An 18,897-nucleotide genomic window follows, 5' to 3' on the forward strand; every position below is an offset into this window, starting at 1 on the left:
ACGACAAGGCGCCCGAAGGCGCCTTGTGTTAATACCGCGATGCAAGCCGCCAGCGGCTCATTCGGCGGGCTTGTTCTTGCGGCTCGCCTTGAGCTCCAGGAACTCGATGATCTTGCCCGCTACATCCTTGCCGGAGGCCGCCTCCACCCCTTGCAGGCCGGGGGAGGAGTTGACCTCCAGCACCAGCGGGCCACGGGCACTGCGCAGAATGTCCACCCCGGCCACATCCAGCCCCATGATCTTGGCGGCCTGCACCGCAGTCGCCCGCTCTTCCGGGCTTATCTTAATCGCCTCGGCCGTGCCGCCACGATGCAGGTTGGAGCGAAACTCCCCCGGCTGAGCCTGACGACGCATGGCCGCCACCACCTTGCCATTAACCACCAGACAGCGAATGTCGGCGCCGTTGGCCTCGCGGATATACTCTTGCACCAGGATGTTGTTGTTGGTCTGGATAAAGGCCTCGATCACGCTCTCGGCGGCCTTCTGGGTCTCGCATAGCACAACACCTATCCCCTGTGTTCCCTCCAGCAGCTTCACCACCAGGGGGGCGCCCCCCACCATGGTAATGAGATCCGGCACATCGTGGGTGCTGTGGGCATAACCCGTGATGGGCAGACCTATGCCATGGCGCGACAACAGCTGCATGGCACGCAGCTTGTCGCGGGAACGGGAGATGGCCACAGAGCTGTTGAGAGCCATGGTGTTCATCATCTCGAACTGGCGCAGCACGGCGGTACCGTAAAAGGTGATGCTGGCGCCGATGCGCGGGATCACGGCGTCGTAACTCTCCAGCGCTCGTCCTTCGTAATGAATGGAGGGGCTGTGGGAGGCGATATTCATGTAGCAGCGCAGGGTGTCGAGCACCTCAACCTGATGACCGCGCGCCTGCGCCACCTCGACCAGACGGCGGGTGGAATAGTTTCTGGGCTCACGGGATAAAATGGCGATCTTCATGAAAATTCCGCTAGAAGGCAGTGCCTGGGCAGGATGGGGCGGGAGAGTATAAGGTGCCACAGCGCCAAGACAACGCCAATTGTTTCTCCTGACAACAAGACAAACCACACAGAACTGCACACTGCAATCCCGTTGTCACCGATATGTCAAACGGCGGCTCCAAGCTGGAGTGTCCACCAGCCCAAGGATGCCGCCGTTTCTCGTCAAAGATCAACCTGTGTCACGGGGAAGATCACTATTCAGTTCAGGTTTGGTCCCAGCCAGCGTTCTGCTTCTGCCAGGGTCATCCCCTTGCGGGCAGCGTAATCCTCGACCTGATCCTGCTGGATCTGCGCTACCGCAAAGTATTTGCTCTCGGGGTGGGAGAAGTACCAGCCCGACACCGCCGCCCCCGGCCACATGGCGTAGGATTCGGTGAGCTGCATGCCGATGGCCTGCTCCACGCCCAGCAGCGCCCAGATGCTGCCTTTTTCAGTGTGCTCGGGACAGGCGGGGTAGCCGGGGGCCGGACGTATACCACGATAGTTCTCGCGGATCAGCTCTTCGTTGCTGAGGGCCTCGTCGGGGGCATAGCCCCAGTGAACCTTGCGTACCTGTTCGTGCAGATACTCGGCGAAGGCCTCGGCGAGACGGTCACACACCGCCTGGATGAGGATGGCATTGTAGTCATCGTGATCGGCTTTGTAGGCATTGGCGATGGCCTCTTCGCCGATGCCGCCGGTCACCGCGAAGGCACCGATCCAGTCGGGCTTGCCGCTCTCTTTCGGCGCCACATAGTCCGCCAGACAGTAGTTGGGAAAGCCCTGCTTCTCGCTCTGCTGACGCAGATGATGCAGCACTTTTTTCACTTCGCTGCGCGACTCGTCACTGTAGACCTCAATGCTGTCGCCCACGGCGTTGGCGGGGAACAGGCCGATCACCCCAGCGCAGCGCACACTGCCATCGCGCTCGAGTTTGTCCAGCATGGCGTTGGCATCGGCAAACAGCTTGGTCGCCTCCTCGCCGATGATCTCGTCTTCGAGAATGCGCGGATACTTGCCCGCCAGCTCCCAGCTGAGGAAAAACGGCGTCCAGTCGATGTAGGGGCGCAGCACGGAGACAGGCACGTTCTCGAACGTCTGTACACCCGGCTCGCGGGGCTTGGGCGGTTGATAATTCACCCAGTCCAGCTGCTGCCGGTTGGCGCGGGCGTGGGCCAGGCTGACCGGCCGGGATCTCGGCTGCTTGCGGGCATGCTGATCCCGGGCAACCTCGTACTCCTTGTCGATGCGGGCGACAAACGCAGGCTTGAGTTCCGGGTTCAGCAGGCTCTGGGCCACCCCCACCGCGCGAGAGGCGTTGGAGACATAGACCACGGGCTCCGAGTAGTTCTGCTCTATCTTGACCGCGGTGTGCGCCTTGGAGGTGGTGGCGCCGCCGATCAAGAGCGGCAGCTTGAAGCCCTGGCGCTCCATCTCTTTGGCCACGTGCACCATCTCGTCGAGAGACGGTGTGATCAGGCCAGAGAGACCGATGATATCGGCTCCCACTTCCCGCGCCGTCTTGAGGATGGTCTCGCAGGAGACCATGACGCCGAGATCCACTATCTCGTAGTTGTTGCACTGCAGCACAACGCCGACGATGTTCTTGCCGATGTCGTGCACATCCCCCTTCACGGTGGCGAGCACTATCTTGCCGTTGCTGTAGCCGCCCTGTTTTTCGGCTTCGATATAGGGCTGCAGATAGGCCACCGCCCGCTTCATCACCCGCGCCGACTTCACCACCTGGGGCAGGAACATCTTGCCTGCACCAAACAGATCGCCGACCACGTTCATGCCATCCATCAACGGCCCTTCGATGACGTGCAGCGGCTTCTCGGCGCCGGCCCGCGCCTCTTCGGTATCCTCTTCGATAAAATCTGTGATCCCCTTGACCAGGGCGTGCTCCAGCCGCTTGCCCACCGGCCAGCTGCGCCACTCCTGATCCCGCGGATCCTCCGCCTGGGCACCGGCACCGCGATACTTCTCGGCGATGGCCAGCAGATCCTCGGTGGCGCTATCACTCAAGTTGAGCACCACGGCCTCGACCTTGGCCTTCAGCTCGGCCGGAATATCTTCATAGATGGCGAGCTGACCGGCGTTGACTATTCCCATGTCCATGCCGTTCTGAATGGCGTGGTAGAGGAAGACAGCGTGGATCGCCTCACGCACCGGCTCGTTGCCACGAAACGAGAAGGAGACGTTGGAAACGCCGCCTGAAATCATGGCGTGAGGCAAATGGGTCTTGATGTCCTTCACCGCCTCAATGAAGTCCACTGCATAGTTGTTGTGCTCGTCGATGCCGGTCGCCACCGCGAAGATGTTGGGGTCGAAGATGATGTCTTCCGGCGGGAAACCGACCTGATCAACCAGGATGCGGTAGGCGCGCTGGCAGATCTCGAACTTGCGGGCACGGGTGTCCGCCTGCCCCACCTCATCGAACGCCATGACGATGACGGCGGCGCCGTAGCGGCGCAGCAGCTTGGCCTGCGCGATGAATTTCTCCTCCCCCTCCTTCATGGAGATGGAGTTGACCACCGGCTTGCCCTGCACGCACTTGAGGCCCGCCTCCAGCACTTCCCACTTGGAGGAGTCGATCATCACCGGCACCCGGGCTATGTCCGGCTCGCCAGCGATGAGGTTCAGGAAACGCACCATGGCCGCCTCGGCGTCCAGCATCCCCTCGTCCATGTTGATGTCGATGATCTGGGCGCCGCTCTCTACCTGCTGCTTGGCCACATCGAGGGCTTCGTCGTAGAGCCCCTCCTTGATGAGACGCTTGAACTTGGCGGAACCCGTGACGTTGGTCCGCTCCCCCACGTTCACGAACATGGAGTCCGCCGTGATAATAAGCGGCTCAAGCCCAGACAGCCGGCAGGCCACTGGCAGCTCGGGCAGGGCGCGCGGCTTGATACCCGCCACGGCGTCGCTCATGGCGCGGATGTGGGTTGGAGTGGTGCCGCAGCAGCCCCCCACCAGATTGAGGAAGCCGCTCGAAGCCCACTCGCGGATATGGGCGGCCATCTCGTCGGCATCCAGATCGTACTCACCAAACGCATTGGGCAGACCGGCGTTAGGGTGGGCACTGACGTGAGCCTCGCTGATGCGCGACAGCTCTTCGACATACTGGCGCAACTCATCGGGGCCGAGCGCACAGTTAAGGCCAAACGAGATGGGCTTTACATGACGCAGTGAGTGATAGAAGGCTTCGGTGGTCTGGCCGGAGAGGGTACGGCCGGAGGCATCCGTGATGGTGCCAGAGATCATCACCGGCAGGGCATAGCCCAGCTCCTCAAACACCAGATCCACCGCGAAGGCAGCAGCCTTGGCGTTGAGGGTATCGAAGATGGTCTCGATCAAGATGAGGTCGGCGCCCCCCTCGATCAGGGCGTGAGTCGACTCCGTATACGCAGCCACCAGCTGGTCATAGGTGACGTTGCGCTTGCCGGGATCGTTCACGTCCGGCGAGATGGAGCAAGTGCGGTTGGTGGGGCCCAACACCCCGGCGACAAAGCGCGGCTTGGCCGGGTCTTTGGCCGTCCACTCGTCCGCCACGGCGCGTGCCAGACGAGCGGCCTCGCGGTTGATCTCGGCGGAGAAGGCCTCCATTTCGTAATCGGCCATGGCGATGCGGGTAGCGTTGAAGGTGTTGGTCTCGAGGATGTCGGCCCCGGCGGCACAATACTGATCGTGGATCTCACGAATGATCCCGGGCCGGGTCAGCACCAGCAGGTCGTTGTTACCCTTGATGTCGGTATGCCAGTCGGCAAACCGCTCACCGCGATAATCCGCCTCGCCCAGCTTGTAGCCCTGGATCATGGTGCCCATGGCCCCGTCGATGATCAGGATCCGTTCCTTGAGACAGGATTCCAGCCTCTTCTTTATGTCCGACTTTTTATTCGACTCTATGCTCGACACCGCTCGTTCCTCTTACATCCATGCAACTGCGTGAACTTCATCCTAGCAGCAAACAAATCAAATGGAAATCTAGCCGTCTATCTGTCCGTAATCTCGCTACATATACTCATAAATAGGTAATGAGTAACATGTGACCCCAGAGTACCCTATGCCCGTCCTCAATAGGGGTACGTGCTTGCTGTTTACTAAAGAGAAAAATAACTATGAGCGTCTACTACACACTCTGCTTCCTGGCAGCGTTGGCGATCTTCATCGCCTTTGCCAATCAGTATGTTGTGAAGATCCAGACCACCATCGCCATCACCGCCGGATCCATGCTGATCTCCGCGCTGCTGGTGCTGTTCGGTAAGCTGGGCTGGTTCAATCTCGAACCCCTGGCCGTCAAAACCATGGAGAGCATAGATTTCCAGAATTTCCTGCTGAAGGGGATCTTGGGCTTCCTGCTGTTCGCCGGTGGTCTCGGCATCAACCTGAAGGCATTGCGTAGCCAGAAGTGGGAAATCACCATTCTCTCCATCGTGGCGACCCTGCTCTCTACCTTACTCATCGGCTACGGCTTCTGGTTCATCGCCAAGCTGCTGGGCTGGGAGCTGCCGCTGGTCTACTGCATGTTGTTCGGGGCCCTGATCTCCCCCACCGACCCCATCGCCGTGCTGGCCATCGTCAAGAAGATGAAGGCGCCCCCCCAGATCGCCATCCAGATCGAAGGGGAATCCCTGTTCAACGACGGTGTCGGTCTGGTGATCTTCGCCACCGTGTTTGCCGTCGCCTTTGGCGGGGTGGAACCCACCTTCGGCAGCGTGGCAGGCCTGTTCCTGCATGAAGCCCTCGGCGGCATACTGTTCGGCGCCGTGCTGGGCCTCATCGCCCACGTGATGATCAGCGCCACCGATGACGGCTCCCTGGAGCTGCTGCTGACCCTGTGCATCCCGACTGCCGGCTTTGCGCTGGCCAACATGATCGGCGTCTCCGGCGCCTTGGCCATGGTGGTCACCGGTATCATGATCGGCAACTGGACCCGTCACTCCGGCTTCTCCGAGCAGAGCCGCCATCACCTGGATCACTTCTGGGAGTTGATGGACCAGTTCCTCAACGCCCTGCTGTTCCTGCTGATCGGTCTGGCGCTGGTGTTGCTGGATCTCGCCTGGCAAGACTGGATCCTGCTGGTCATCGCGGTTCCCCTCTGTCTGGCCGCCCGCTTCATCAGCGTGTCGCTGCCCTACATGGCTTTCCGCAAATTCCGCAACTACAACACCTTCTCGGTACGGATCCTCACCTGGGGCGGTCTGCGCGGTGGTCTGGCCATGGCCATGGCGCTGGCACTGCCTTCCGGTGTCATGATGATACCCGAGCACAACGTCGATCTGCGTCAGGTCATACTGGTGATGACCTACTCGGTGGTGATGTTCTCCATCGTGGTGCAGGGCATGACCATTACACCTATGATCACCGCCGCCAAGAAGGCCTGCGGCGACTACTGAGTCACCCGCTGATCACTGTTGGCACCATGCAAAAGGGCTCCCGACGGGAGCCCTTTTTGTGACTGGCGATACCGAAAAAAACGGATTTGATACAAAACCACCAAATAATTGTTTGCTTTTTATTCATATCGAGGAGAGAATGCGCGCCGGCTAGTTAATCAGCCCTGTTTATGTTCGCAATGCTTCAACGTTAGATGAATCCTGCCAGTACCCACATAACCTTCCTCTGATTTACTCGCCTTGAGAACCGTCAGGCTGTCTGCCTGCGTTGCCCGGCTCTCACGGTGCAGACCCGATCTGCCCACCCAATTTGATTTATGCATCAGCATATTCCTTGACAGTGCAGACGCCCGTGACTCGGGCTGGGTATTCCTGCGCGCTTGTCGACCCCACAGGTTGGCCGCGCCCATTAACCTGAAATTTGCAAAAACAAGGAGCAAACACTTAATTTATATAGAGAAATACAATGATGAAAACCATACATACACACAAGCCCCTGCGTCGTAGCAAGCCCATCAACCTGCCTGTGCAAGAGCAGGATTCCGATGCGTTTCTGATCCAGTTCAGCACCCGCTTCAGCGGCGGTTTCGCCATCTCCTGTGATGGTATCGCTGGCGAGTTCTCCATCGAAGACCTCAACTGATCCTGCCTGCCAAGCGGCAGCGCCCGATGCAGACAGGCCGCAACTCACGGCGGCCTCTTTGCTGCTTGGTCACCACCCAAGTGACCACCATCAAGGCAACATCAGCTGATACCAGCGCAAGGTTGCCACTGACCTGACCTCCCCCGCACGCCTCAGCAGATCAAGCCCACAATCCGCAACATGCCCAGCAACTCCATTCAAGTCGCAGTGGCAAGATAAGCCTCTGTTTTATCTCGCACTGATCACCCCGAAACGATAACCGGCCATAAAGCCATGATGCCTGTAGCACTCAAGGTGTCGCAGGGCAATGGCAAGCGCCAGACCCGCACCATCAAGACTCTGGATTCGGATTACTTTACGAAAGAGTGACCATGCCCGAGCGCAGCAACTTCTATGTCCTGAAGGCCCATGACCCATTCTGCCAAGGCTGACGCAAGGGGCTGAACGGACATTCTCCGCCGATCCCGCAGGTTTGATCAGCGAAGCGTAATCAGATGTTCGCGACCCCTTGCCAACCTTGGGCACAGGTTCGCCGCTGGCGGCGTTCGCCACTTTTCCCTCTCCCCCGGAAGTAGTCAGTGCTATTTCCCTCTGTTAATCTGCCCACGGCAACGACCGATGCAGGTTGTTGAATCTCTGACCATTCCCCTGGAGCCCCCATGTCACTGACCAAGCGTAAAACCTCGGCCAAGCGCAAAGCGGTCGAGCCGCGCCACGATAATCCGGCCCTTGCCTCTTTTCATCGTCAGTGGCAAGACATCGAGAAGCTGCAGGCCAAACTGGCCAAACAGGAGCAGGAGGGGGCAGGCATCTATCAGCGCTTTGTCAGCGACATTGAACCCCTCGAACGTCAACAGTGCGCGTTGATTTTTCAGCTTTGCCAGCGGCTGGCCGGATTTACCGCCCGCAAGAGTTTTACCCAATGGCAACGCGAGATGCTCCATGACTGGCTCAATGAGTTGATGGAATATCTTGAATCCAACCCGTTTCGGGGAGAGCTGGATCTGGAGTCACTCTATATGGCGGTGCAATCGGGCAGTGTCACCCAGCTTGATGAAGCGCAGCTCGAGGCGAGCTGCGACTTTATCACTCACATGCTGCAAGAGGCGTTCGGTGACAGCCCCGATGATATCGAGGTGCTGCGCGAGATGGTCAGACACCCCGAGAAGCTGCGCGACTATATGAAAGCGCAAGCGGAAATGAGAAGGGCTGGTGGCGCCGGTGCAGCAGAGTGGGACGACGAAGAGCCGGACTTTGCCGAGGAAGCGTTTGCCAGTGATGAGTCATTCGAACGCTGGCAGACCCGCCATGACCACGTCCATCCGGACGAGGTCGCCAGGGTTGAGCTGCTGCTCGACAGCTCGACCCTCAAACAGCTCTATCGCAAACTGGCGATGGCGCTGCACCCCGACCGGGAGCAGGACCCGGCACAGCGGGATGCGAAGACTCGCATCATGGGTGAGCTCAGCCTCGCCTGGGAACAACGGGATCTGTTTACCCTGCTGCAACTGGCCCATAGCCATCTGCCCGAGGCAGAAAACCTGCTGAGCGAGGAGAACCTCGCGGCCATCAACCCCGCGCTCAAGCTGAAGATATGTGAGCTGAAGGTCCGTTACTACGGGGGTACCGAGGGGGTGCAGGGGGCTGTCTTGCATAAGTTCAAACAGAGTTCGAAGAAGAAGACCGATCTCGCGTTCGAGGATCACCAGCACTATCTGCAGCGCGACATCAAGCAGCTGCATACACAGTTGGCGACCATCACTACCCTGCAGACCCTCAAGCCATATCTGGCAAAGCGCTGGGATGAACGCGAGTATGCTGCCTGGGATGAGGCAGCAGGATTTGACGAGATCTTCTTCCGCTAAGCTCGCCCATCACCCGATGCGCGATATCGCATCCTCTCACTGCCATCACGCCACAGAAGGAGAGTGCCTTGGCCCGCCATTCCACCCATTTCGATGAACTGATCGATATTGCCGAACTGAAAGCGTTAAGTGGTGAGGCCAGCTTTGCCAAGGGGCTGCAACTGGCCAGCCAGGGCGGGTTCAGCAAACCAGCGACTCCCCAAACCATCACGATACGCTGGTGCAATTTTATCTAGTGCTGGGAAGGGTGCCGGCTGCTATGTGGATGAAGGCCATAACGACGGCTATCAGGCGGATTTCCAATGGGATAATCATGCTAATTACTCATATTATTCAGTCTGTTGCTGCATCAGCCCATGGCTTGCAGAGAGACGATGATGGAGCACGGATTATCAGCGCCAATGCCTGCCAGCAACCACCATAAAAGGCTTTCAAGCCTGTTCCAGCAGCAGACACTCGTCAGCATCCTCACTCAGCTTGACCAGACGACTGCGCACCAGCCCCAGCTTGGCCAGCAGTGCCACCGATCGCTCGTTGCCCGGCGTGACGATGGCGACCACTTGCCCAATCCCCAAGCGGTTTTTGCCATCGGCAAGGGCGGCCTGCGCCGCTTCTATGCCGTAACCCTGACCTCGATATTGCGGCAGGAAGGCATAACCGATATCGACCTGCTCCAGGGTATCGCGCTTGATCAAACCGCAGATACCGAGGCTGGCACCATCCTCCTTGCGCGCCACCAGATAGAGCCCGTGACCATAACGGGCATAGCTGACGGCAGGCCCCTGCTGGATGTAGTTTTCGGCGTCGAGCAGGGTACGTATCCCCCGATCCCCTATGTAACGGTGAAAGTCGGGATCGTTAAGCAATGCGAGAATGAAGGGGGCATCGGCTAGGGTCAGTTCGCGCAGCAGCAGGCGCTCGGAGAGGATCATGGCAAGGACTCTTTCAGCAAAAAAGGCCCTCAAGACTGCCCCTGCTCCGCCTCGTTGGCAAGGTAAACCCCATGAAAAAGGGCCGCAGTGCGACCCCGATAGCAAGATGAGCGGACTCAGGCCGCCAGCAGGCCCGCATAACCATTGCCCTGCTCGCGCAAGGCCATGAACACGGCGGCACAATCCGGCCAGGCCAGACCGAGTCGCTCGGCCACCTGAGTGGGCCACTCGGGGGGCGCCTCCTCCCCCACATCCGATTGCGCCGCCAGCACTATGCCCAGGTGGATAAGCGCAGCCTCGGCAGAGAACTCTTTGGCCAGCAAGGGGTTGTAGTGATACTCCACCGCGTGGCAGATGCTGAGGGGAAATTGCCAGCGCCTGGCCATCTCCGCCCCGGTCTGGGCATAGTTGAAGCCGACCACCAGCTCCTCTGCCTTGGCGCGCCCCTTGCTCGGCTCCAGATCCTTGATGTGGTTTACCATGTTTTCCGGCAATCCTACATGCATGATGAGTCGCCCCATGTCATAGAGCAGGGCGCAGGTGAACACCTCCTCCCCCTTCATACCCTTGAGCTTGGCGAGCCGTCTGGCCAGCTCCGCCACGTCGAACACCTTGCCCCAGAAGTGTTTGAGGTCGATGCCGGGCACCGCATTGATGGAGCCTGTCAGGCCGCACGCCAGCACCATGTTGCGCACCACATCGACCCCGAGTCGCACGACCGCTTCGTTGACGGTGCCGACCTGGCGACTGCCGCCAAACTTGGCGGAATTGGCCAGCCGCAGCAGCTTGGCAGAAATGACGGGATCCTTGTTGATCTTCTTGGCGATCAATAGGATATCCGGGTCCTTCTCACTGAAGGTCTGCACCAAATCGCGCATGACTTCGGGCACATTGGGCAGATTGTGGGGCTTGGATAATAGCGAGTCTATGGTGGGCATCTTGATATCCGTCCATACAATTTTATGATGGTTTTCGTTTGCCGACAGCAAACCCTCAGTAAGTATGGGTAACAAAAAGCAGCCTCACGAAAATGTTTTTATCGACATATTTCAATGTGTTAATAGCATTGTGGCTATACTGGCCCCCTTTAATGGCATGACGAGGAAGTTGAGCATGAGCGAACCCACCGAGTTCTTTGACGAACAGACCCTGCTGGAAATGGTCGACAACCAGCTGATCGATGGCCACCCGTTGCAGGTCAAGGCAACCCTGATGCGACTGGTGATGAAGGGCACCCCACGGGAAGAGGCGCTGCAATACATCGCCTGTGCCCTCGGCGCCGAGCTGATGGCGATGGAAGCCGAACAGGGTGCCTTCAACCTTGAGCGTTACGCTCAGTTTCTGGACTCCCTGCCCGAGATGCCCTGGGCCGAATAAGTACCTCAGCCCGGCGAATCGCACCGGCTACATAGGCCTCTCCTTCTATCAGGAGATGCGCGGCAAGCCTGGAGCAGACGGCAAACCCGCCAGCGGCAATACCTTGGTTGGTCGCCCGCCAGGTACCCGAAAAAAGGGCCGGATCCTGACAAGATCCGGCCCTTTTACCACCCAACAGACGGCGTTCAGAACTGGGAGTTGACGATTACCTCTTCCCCCAACGCGCCCGCCAGCGGCAGCGGCCGATAGGTAGAGTTGGCTGCCCGCAGCAGGCGTATGCCACGCACACCCACGGCCTGCGCCGCCTTGATATCCCCATCCGCATCGCCGTAGAAGATCTTCATCTGCTTATCCTTGAGCCACTGCACCTTGGTGTTCTGACCCGGTTCATCACCGGCGCAGATCACCGGATTGAGCCGCTCGGTCGGGATCCCCATGGTCTGCTGCAGCGTCTGGCTCACCGTCTCGGTCCTGGTGGCCGAGCGACCGGTGACGAAATAGATGTGATCGCCGCGTTTGAGATGCATGGCGATGAGCGCCTTGCCTACCTCTTTGGGCACACTGAACGCATCCCAGCCGTTGTTCATCTTCTCCCAGAAGGCGGGATTCTTCAGATAGCTCTCGTCGTTGGGCGAGAACTCCTGCTTGCCGCGATAGAAGCCCGGGCTGGAGAAGAGCAGGGTATCGTCGATATCGAAGCCGACCGCCATCGGCGGCAGGCCATCCAGACTGGCGGCAATCTGCGCCACCGACACCCAGTGAATGGGGGCCTGCTGGGCGAGGGTGACTGTGGTGACACCGGCAGCAACAGGCTGAACGATCGCAGCGTCACCAGCCAGCGCAGGCAGAGAGAGCGCAGCCGCCAACAAGGAGGCAAGCAGCGCCGGGCGAGAGAAGTGTGTCATAAGAAGGAGTCATCATCTGCAATCAAAAGAGGGGTCAATGGTGCCCCCATCCAATTCCTCAAACTGTGAATTCTCCAGCAAAAGGGAGTATTTGACGCCTGAACATGAATCTTCGATGGGTAGCAGATCGGTAAAGACAAAGTCGTCTCGCTGCACGGTTTCCCCTACCCGGATCCCGAGCGGACGGGAGAACATGGGGCCATCCCAGGCCAAGGTATGAAACTCGCCATTCTCACCGCAGGGGTCCACCCCGGTGGGCAGGAGGGCCAGCAAGGCGGGATCAAATGCGTGGCCGCCCAGGCTGGCGTCCAGTTTTTTCGGGTCCAGGGAGCTTATCCTGGCCTTCAGGCCGGCCCCCATCATCTGCTGCGCCAGCTCGCCCGTGTCGCTGCCCCACAGTGGAAACAGCGGCTCAATGCCCGTTCCCACCAGCTGTTTCTCCCGATAAGCGCGCACATCCTCGAGGAAGAGGTCGCCAAATGCCATGTGGCGGATCCCCTGCACCACCACACCCGCGATGAACTCGGTCATGATACGGGCGTAGTCCTCATTGGTGCAGGGCCAGGGCAGATCTATGGTGGTCAGCGGCAAGCCAACGCACTCGGCCTGCTGCATCAGCAACTGCTTGCGCACTCCGTGCATGGCCACCCGCTCGAAAGCCTGATTGAGCGTGGTAAACAAACCCACCACCTCAATGGCCGGATCCTGCCGCAATGTGTGCAGCGCCCAGGCGCTGTCCTTACCGCTGCTCCAGGAGAGCAGCACCTTGGTTTTCGTCATGATTTATCCCGTTGTCTTGTGCCCGGAAACTGGCTGAGTCCCCGGGTATCATCGTTGTTACTCACCCCGGGAGCAGGATCCCGGGTGTGGGCCCGGTTCCCCAGCTTCGCGGCACCAAAAAGCTGCAAGACAGTGTTGCGAATTACGCGATTTACACACCAGAGGCGGGCAGCATACTCTCGATAACCTGTATATGCCCCTTGCCCGGGGCGACAATAACTAAAAAAACCGATGGGAAACATACGGATATGACGACAACCGCACAACAACACGATCACGCCCGCCCCCTCAATCGACAGGATTACAAGACCCTGAGTCTGGCCGCCCTCGGCGGTGCGCTGGAGTTTTACGACTTCATCATCTTCGTCTTCTTCGCCGTGGTGATTGGCGAGCTGTTCTTCCCGGCCGACATTCCCGAGTGGCTGCGCCAGTTCCAGACGTTCGGCATCTTCGCCGCTGGCTATCTGGCGCGCCCCCTTGGCGGCATTATCATGGCCCACTTCGGCGATCTCATCGGCCGCAAGCGCATGTTTACCCTCAGCATATTGCTGATGGCACTGCCTACCCTGCTGATCGGCCTGCTTCCCACCTACGCCGTGTTGGGTATAGGTGCACCGCTGGCCCTGCTGGGTCTGCGTATCCTGCAGGGAGCCGCCATCGGTGGTGAAGTGCCGGGTGCCTGGGTGTTCGTGGCAGAGCACGTGCCCGCCCGCCGGGTCGGGCTCGCCTGTGGCACCCTGACCGCCGGGCTGACGGCCGGCATACTGCTGGGTTCCCTCATCGCCACCGCAGTCAACAAGAGCCTGACCCCGGCCGAGGTGAGTGACTGGGGCTGGCGTGTTCCCTTCCTGCTCGGTGGCATCTTCGGCATCGTCGCCATGTACCTGCGCCGCTGGCTACACGAGACACCTGTTTTCGCCGAGATGCAGGCCAACAAGGCCCTGGCAGAAGAGCTGCCGCTCAAGACTGTGCTGCGCAACCACAAGGGCAGCGTGGTGATCTCCATGCTGCTGACCTGGTTGCTCTCCGCCGGCATCGTCGTGGTGATCCTGATGACCCCCACCTACCTGCAGAAAGTACATGGCATCAGCCCCGCCGATGCGCTGACAGCCAACTCCCTGGCCATCCTGGCCCTGACCCTGGGCTGCATCCTCTATGGCCGGCTGATCGATGCCATCGGCAGTGGTCCCACCTTCATGCTGGGCTCCCTGTTGCTGGCAGGCGCCAGCTACGCCTTCTACCATGGCCTGGCAGCGGGCACAGATCTGCTGGTGCCGCTCTACATGCTGGCGGGCTTCGCGGTCGGGATCGTTGGCGCCGTGCCCTACGTCATGGTCAACGCCTTCCCGGCTGTGGTGCGCTTCTCCGGATTATCGTTCTCCTACAACGTGGCCTACGCTATCTTCGGTGGCCTCACCCCCATGCTGGTCACCCTGTGGATGAAGAACGACATGCTGGCCCCCTCCCACTATGTGGTGAGCCTGTCGGCTCTGGGCTTTGCCATTGGCCTGCTACTCTGGCTGCAACAGCGGCAGAAGGCGCCACAAGCGGCCTGAACCACCCAAGAGCCCCGCAGACCTTAGGGGCTTTTTAATTCGGCATATGTTCAGCTTGGCCGACATAAGCTAGCCTCCCTACCGGGTCTGGTGACTGACCAGCCCGGGACTATCCCTTTCAATTTCTGTTATTCGAGGCTCAAGATGTTCTTTCAGGTCGTATTTCTCGCCTTGCTTGCCCTGCTGCCCATGGTCAATCCGCCTACCACGGCCACCCTGCTGCTGGGGCTGAGCAAGGGCATGTCCCGTGAGCACGTGCGCCGCCAGATCAATCTGGCCGCCATCTATCTGTTCTGCACCCTCTGCGTCAGCTTCTTCATCGGCTCCTCCATCCTGGATCTGTTCGGGATCTCCATTCCCGGCCTGCGCCTGGCAGGGGGGCTCATCATCGCCTTCATCGGCTTTCGCATGCTGTTTCCGGCCCCGAACCAGGAGGCAGAGGTCGATATCAACCAGAACATCGCCTTCGTACCGCTGACCATGCCAAGCATGTGCGGGCCGGGTACCATGGCGCTGGTGATCAGCGGCGCCGCCCAGATCGCCGAGCTGCCCGACGAGTACAACCGTTTCACCATCTATGCCGCCACAGTGACCGCCTTCGCCCTGATGAGCATATTCAGCTGGGGCGTGCTCAAGCTGGCGGATCCTGTCTGCAAGATCCTCGGCGCCACCGGCATAGACGCCATGACCCGGCTCATGGGTTTCCTGCTGGTGTGCATGGGTATGCAGTTCTGCATCAACGGCATCAAAGAGGTGGCGCAGGATCCCGTGTTCCACGGCGCCCCTGCGGCACAAACGACACAGGCATTACCACATGTGTCCGGTGCATTTGAACTATTGGAGGATGCCCGTCGGCCTTGACTGACAACGGTGTCATAACCTCCAACAATCGCCACTGATCTTGCGCCTGATCATGCTACTGACACACAAACGAGTTAGTGTGATTTTCGTACAGACTCAATTCAGAGTGTGCTTGATAGGTTTGTGGGTGAAGACACCCACTCACTAGCAGGAGATGTGCAAATGGAAAAAATGCTGACCGAGATTGGAAGCTACAGCCTGTTTCATGAATATCTGAATGTGGTCGGTGCAGCCAGCCCCGTCCTAGCCAGGATAAAAACACGGTGGGAGTACAAGCAGAGCGATCGTCTGATTGCCCAGATCAAGGTCGATCCACAAGGCAATGCGCGATTTTACATAGACGCCAGAGCCATATCGGTCAATTGACCCTGTCCCCCTATCCAGCAGCCCCGGCCATGTGCCGGGGCTTTTTGTTGGTTGCCGTCTGCCTGAATGACAAAGCCCCGGCAAGAGCCGGGGTGTGATGTGGCAGATGCCGCATCGGGTTACGCGCGCCGCGGTTGACCCAACCTAGGAGGTGCCACCCACGGTGAGCTGGTCCAGTTTGAGGGTGGGCTGGCCGACCCCGACAGGAATACTCTGCCCCTCCTTGCCGCAGACGCCGACACCGCGATCGAGGGCGAGGTCGCGACCCACCATGGAGACTTGGCTCATCGCCTCGGGGCCATTGCCGATCAACGTCGCCCCCTTGATGGGAGTGGTGATCTTGCCATCCTCGATGAGGTAGGCCTCGGAGGCGGAGAAGACGAACTTGCCGGAGGTGATGTCCACCTGGCCGCCGCCGAAGTTGGGGGCATAGATGCCTTTCTTCACCGAGGCGATGATCTCGGCCGGATCATACTGACCCGCCAGCATGTAAGTATTGGTCATGCGCGGCATCGGCAGGGCAGCATAGGATTCGCGGCGGCCATTGCCGGTGAGCGGCACGCCCATCAGGCGGGCATTCTGCTTGTCTTGCAGATAGCCCTTGAGGATGCCGTTCTCGATCAGCACGTTGTAGCCGCCCGGCGTCCCTTCGTCATCTATGCTGACGGAGCCCCGCCGCCCCGGCAGGGTACCGTCGTCGACGATGGTGCAGTGTTTGGAGGCAACCTGCTCGCCGATGCGGCCAGCGAAAGCGGAAGAGCCCTTGCGGTTGAAATCCCCCTCCAGACCATGGCCCACCGCCTCGTGCAGCAGCACGCCGGGCCAGCCGGCACCGAGCACCACCGGCATGGTACCGGCCGGTGCATCGATGGCTTCGAGGTTCACCAGCGCCTGGCGCACCGCTTCACGGACATAGCCGAAGGCGCGGCTCTCCAGCCCGTCCAGCTCCAGGAAATAATCATAGCCACAGCGACCACCGCCGCCGGCACTGCCACGCTCGCGGCGATCCCCCTTCTCGGCGATGACGGTCACCGACAAGCGAACCAGCGGGCGCACATCGGCGGCGAGCGTGCCATCGGTGGCAGCCACCAGTATCTCTTCGTAGACACCGCTGATGGAAGCCATCACCTGATTGATGGCGGGATCCAGGCTGCGGGCAAACTTGTCCATCTGCTCCAGCAGGGCGATCTTCTGGTGCTTGTCGAGGGTCTGCAGCGGATCCATGGCCGGATAGAGCAGGTTGGCCTCTGTGCGGGCCCAGGCCTTCACCTTGCCCTGCGCCCCGGCAGCGGCGATGCCACGGGCGGCGGTCACCGACTGTTGCAGTGCCAGCAGGCTCAGCTCGTCCGAGTAGGCAAAGCCGGTCTTCTCGCCGCTGACGGCGCGCACCCCGACCCCCTGATCGATGTTGTAGCTGCCATCCTTGACGATGCCATCTTCCAGCATCCAGGACTCGTGCCAGCTGCGCTGGAAATAGAGGTCTCCGAACTCCACCTGATGGCTCATCAGACTGCCGAGCAACTGCTGCAGGCGACCTTCGTCGAGATCGTGCGGGGCCAACAGGGAGGCACTAACCTGGCTCAATAGACTCAATCTTCTTCTCCAATCTCGCTGCGAGATGTCGTAACGGTTAATTCATCCGGTGTGGCCCGGTGTTCAGTTCGTATTCGCAGGGTGCAATACACGCCGTGAATTGCACCGCCAACCCCAAGATCGACACCCCGGAATCACAACAGCCGAGCGTGGTTCACTACCGGCAAACGGCTGCGTTTCTATTCTTCAGCGCACCATCAGAGCAAACGGGCGTGCTCCATCACGGGCATGGTGCGCTTCAATTCGTCGACAAGCCCGGCATCCATCTGTGCCAGTACGGTGGCGCGGCCCGATGGTTGGCAGGCCAGCACCCGACCCCAGGGGTCGATCACCATGCTGTGGCCCCAGGTCTGGCGCCCCGTCTCGTGGGTACCACCCTGATTGGCGGCCACCACATAGCACTGGTTTTCGATGGCACGGGCCCGCAGCAGCGGTTCCCAGTGCGCCTCGCCGGTCACGGCGGTAAAGGCGGCAGGCACCAGCAGCACGCGGGCTCCAGCCCGGGTCAGCTGGCGGTAGAGCTCGGGAAAGCGCAGATCATAACAGATAGAGAGGCCGAGGGGACCAAAGGGGGAGTCCACCAGCACGCACTCCTGGCCTGGACTGAACGTCTCCGACTCCCGGTAGCGGCCCTGATTGTCGGCCACATCCACATCGAACAGGTGGATCTTGTGGTAGTGCCCCTTGAGATCCCCACTCGGGTCGAACACCAGCGAGCTGGTGTGAATATGCGCTGCACCTGCGATGGTAGTCGGCATAGCCCCGGCCACCAGCCAGATGCCATAGTCGCGGGCCCACTCGGCCAGCTGCTGCTGGATGGGGCCAGCACCGATCGCCTCGGCCCCATCCAGATAGCCCTGCCGCTCGCCAAACAGGGCGAAGTTCTCCGGTAGCAGCACCAGCAGTGGCCGCTCGATTGGCAGCGCCGCCAGCTCGGCGGCAATCTGCTCCCGGTTATCCTGCCAGCTGCGGCCTGATACCAGCTGTATTGCGGCTAACCACATGACGCTCTCCTTGTCCGCGTTAAGCGCGATCCCCAATATTCGGGTCTTTATCCATCTCGGCCAACAGTTTACGCAGATGATGCCTGACCAATCCACGCTGGCCCCGCTCAGCCCATTTGAGGCAATCGAACAGCTCCCACACCAGCCCACCCCCTTCGGCCATATAGGCGGGAAAGTCCCAATGGCTTGGCGCCGGGCCGTCTACCTCCAGCGCACGAATGCAGGAGGTTTTATCGAACAGCGGCAGATATGGGCGAGCCAGAGGGAATTCTGCGTTCACATCGATCAGATGGATCTCGATGCTGGTGAAATCATAAAAGATATAACGCCAGTAGTAGCCCTCATTGCCATGCGCCCCCTGCCAACAGTGAAACACCTCTCTGCCCGCCAGAAACCGATCAATACAGGGCTGCCCATCACGATGAAAGCCAGGTTCCACCATAAACAGCACATCCACATCAGAAACCCGATCCACCTTGCCCTTGGCCAAAGAGCCGACCACTACCGCAGCCAGCACCTCGACTCTGGGTTCAAAACACGCCACTACCGCCTGCACCAATGTCCGCTGCAACGGCGGTATGGCAAGCAAGTCCGTCTGGTCATCACTTCTTGTCATGGCTCACTCCTTGTGATGGCAAGACCCGC

Annotated in this window: 16 protein-coding genes and 1 pseudogene; 8 read left to right on the forward strand and 9 right to left on the reverse strand. The window is 59.9% G+C overall.

The annotated features are described in order from the left end of the window. Positions 1 to 57: 57 nt before the first annotated feature. Both rimK and metH read right to left on the reverse strand, forming a co-directional pair. Complete coding sequence (gene rimK, locus GWQ22_RS00320) at positions 58 to 954, reverse strand: 30S ribosomal protein S6--L-glutamate ligase (protein ID WP_042037925.1); 897 nt, start codon at positions 952 to 954, stop codon at positions 58 to 60. 239 nt (positions 955 to 1,193) lie between these two features. Next, entirely contained in the window at positions 1,194 to 4,889 is a 3,696-nt protein-coding gene (gene metH / locus GWQ22_RS00325; protein ID WP_212512568.1) for a methionine synthase, read from the reverse strand. Positions 4,890 to 5,092: 203 nt separating this feature from the next. On the opposite strand from metH, the gene GWQ22_RS00330 reads away from it, so the two are divergent. The 4 genes from GWQ22_RS00330 (at position 5,093) to GWQ22_RS00345 (ending at position 9,114) form a co-directional block, all read left to right on the forward strand. Beyond that, positions 5,093 to 6,370: a sodium:proton antiporter gene (locus tag GWQ22_RS00330; protein WP_275929143.1), complete on the forward strand. Its 1,278-nt coding sequence runs from the start codon at positions 5,093 to 5,095 to the stop codon at positions 6,368 to 6,370. Positions 6,371 to 6,836: 466 nt separating this feature from the next. Next, on the forward strand, positions 6,837 to 7,013 hold the full coding sequence (locus GWQ22_RS00335) for a hypothetical protein (RefSeq protein WP_021139540.1): 177 nt from the start codon (positions 6,837 to 6,839) through the stop codon (positions 7,011 to 7,013). Positions 7,014 to 7,672: 659 nt separating this feature from the next. After that, positions 7,673 to 8,878, forward strand: a complete 1,206-nt coding sequence (locus tag GWQ22_RS00340) for a J domain-containing protein (RefSeq protein ID WP_275929144.1) — start codon at positions 7,673 to 7,675, stop codon at positions 8,876 to 8,878. Positions 8,879 to 8,946: 68 nt separating this feature from the next. After that, entirely contained in the window at positions 8,947 to 9,114 is a 168-nt protein-coding gene (locus GWQ22_RS00345; RefSeq protein WP_275929145.1) for a hypothetical protein, read from the forward strand. Positions 9,115 to 9,309: 195 nt separating this feature from the next. On the opposite strand, the gene GWQ22_RS00350 is transcribed toward GWQ22_RS00345, so the two are convergent. Together GWQ22_RS00350 and GWQ22_RS00355 are read right to left on the reverse strand one after the other, a co-directional pair. Further along, positions 9,310 to 9,810, reverse strand: coding sequence for a GNAT family N-acetyltransferase (locus tag GWQ22_RS00350; protein ID WP_275929146.1), 501 nt, complete (start codon positions 9,808 to 9,810; stop codon positions 9,310 to 9,312). 116 nt (positions 9,811 to 9,926) lie between these two features. Next, on the reverse strand, positions 9,927 to 10,748 hold the full coding sequence (locus GWQ22_RS00355; protein WP_275929147.1) for an HDOD domain-containing protein: 822 nt from the start codon (positions 10,746 to 10,748) through the stop codon (positions 9,927 to 9,929). Positions 10,749 to 10,923: 175 nt separating this feature from the next. Between GWQ22_RS00355 and GWQ22_RS00360 the strand changes: the two genes are divergently transcribed. After that, the gene (locus GWQ22_RS00360; protein ID WP_042037939.1) at positions 10,924 to 11,187 is read left to right on the forward strand and encodes a hypothetical protein; all 264 of its coding nucleotides are present in this window, start codon (positions 10,924 to 10,926) and stop codon (positions 11,185 to 11,187) included. Positions 11,188 to 11,372: 185 nt separating this feature from the next. Here the strand turns inward: GWQ22_RS00360 and aphA are convergent, their stop codons facing one another. Continuing rightward, positions 11,373 to 12,092, reverse strand: a complete 720-nt coding sequence (gene aphA, locus GWQ22_RS00365; RefSeq protein WP_275929148.1) for an acid phosphatase AphA — start codon at positions 12,090 to 12,092, stop codon at positions 11,373 to 11,375. Between the two features lie 117 nt (positions 12,093 to 12,209). Next, positions 12,210 to 12,872 (reverse strand): annotated as a pseudogene (locus GWQ22_RS00370) (ATP-binding protein); the annotation flags it as partial. Positions 12,873 to 13,120: 248 nt separating this feature from the next. Between GWQ22_RS00370 and GWQ22_RS00375 the strand changes: the two are divergent. The 3 genes from GWQ22_RS00375 (at position 13,121) to GWQ22_RS00385 (ending at position 15,655) form a co-directional block, all read left to right on the forward strand. Next, positions 13,121 to 14,428, forward strand: coding sequence for an MFS transporter (locus GWQ22_RS00375; protein WP_042037942.1), 1,308 nt, complete (start codon positions 13,121 to 13,123; stop codon positions 14,426 to 14,428). Positions 14,429 to 14,572: 144 nt separating this feature from the next. Then, positions 14,573 to 15,289, forward strand: coding sequence for a MarC family NAAT transporter (locus GWQ22_RS00380; RefSeq protein WP_275929149.1), 717 nt, complete (start codon positions 14,573 to 14,575; stop codon positions 15,287 to 15,289). A gap of 162 nt (positions 15,290 to 15,451) precedes the next feature. Next, positions 15,452 to 15,655 carry a hypothetical protein gene (locus GWQ22_RS00385; protein WP_275929150.1) on the forward strand — a complete coding sequence of 68 codons (204 nt, stop codon included), beginning with the start codon at positions 15,452 to 15,454 and terminating at the stop codon, positions 15,653 to 15,655. A gap of 144 nt (positions 15,656 to 15,799) precedes the next feature. Here the strand turns inward: GWQ22_RS00385 and tldD are convergent, their stop codons facing one another. From tldD to GWQ22_RS00400, 3 genes are all read right to left on the reverse strand, one after another. After that, positions 15,800 to 17,248 carry a metalloprotease TldD gene (gene tldD, locus GWQ22_RS00390; RefSeq protein ID WP_275929151.1) on the reverse strand — a complete coding sequence of 483 codons (1,449 nt, stop codon included), beginning with the start codon at positions 17,246 to 17,248 and terminating at the stop codon, positions 15,800 to 15,802. Between the two features lie 197 nt (positions 17,249 to 17,445). Beyond that, positions 17,446 to 18,252 carry a carbon-nitrogen hydrolase family protein gene (locus GWQ22_RS00395; protein ID WP_275929152.1) on the reverse strand — a complete coding sequence of 269 codons (807 nt, stop codon included), beginning with the start codon at positions 18,250 to 18,252 and terminating at the stop codon, positions 17,446 to 17,448. A gap of 19 nt (positions 18,253 to 18,271) precedes the next feature. After that, positions 18,272 to 18,868, reverse strand: a complete 597-nt coding sequence (locus GWQ22_RS00400; RefSeq protein ID WP_275929153.1) for a nucleotidyltransferase domain-containing protein — start codon at positions 18,866 to 18,868, stop codon at positions 18,272 to 18,274. Positions 18,869 to 18,897: the final 29 nt, after the last annotated feature.

Origin of the sequence: Aeromonas sp. 1HA1, assembly GCF_029237385.1 — a bacterium.
GTDB classification, from domain to species: Bacteria; Pseudomonadota; Gammaproteobacteria; order Enterobacterales; family Aeromonadaceae; genus Aeromonas; species Aeromonas popoffii.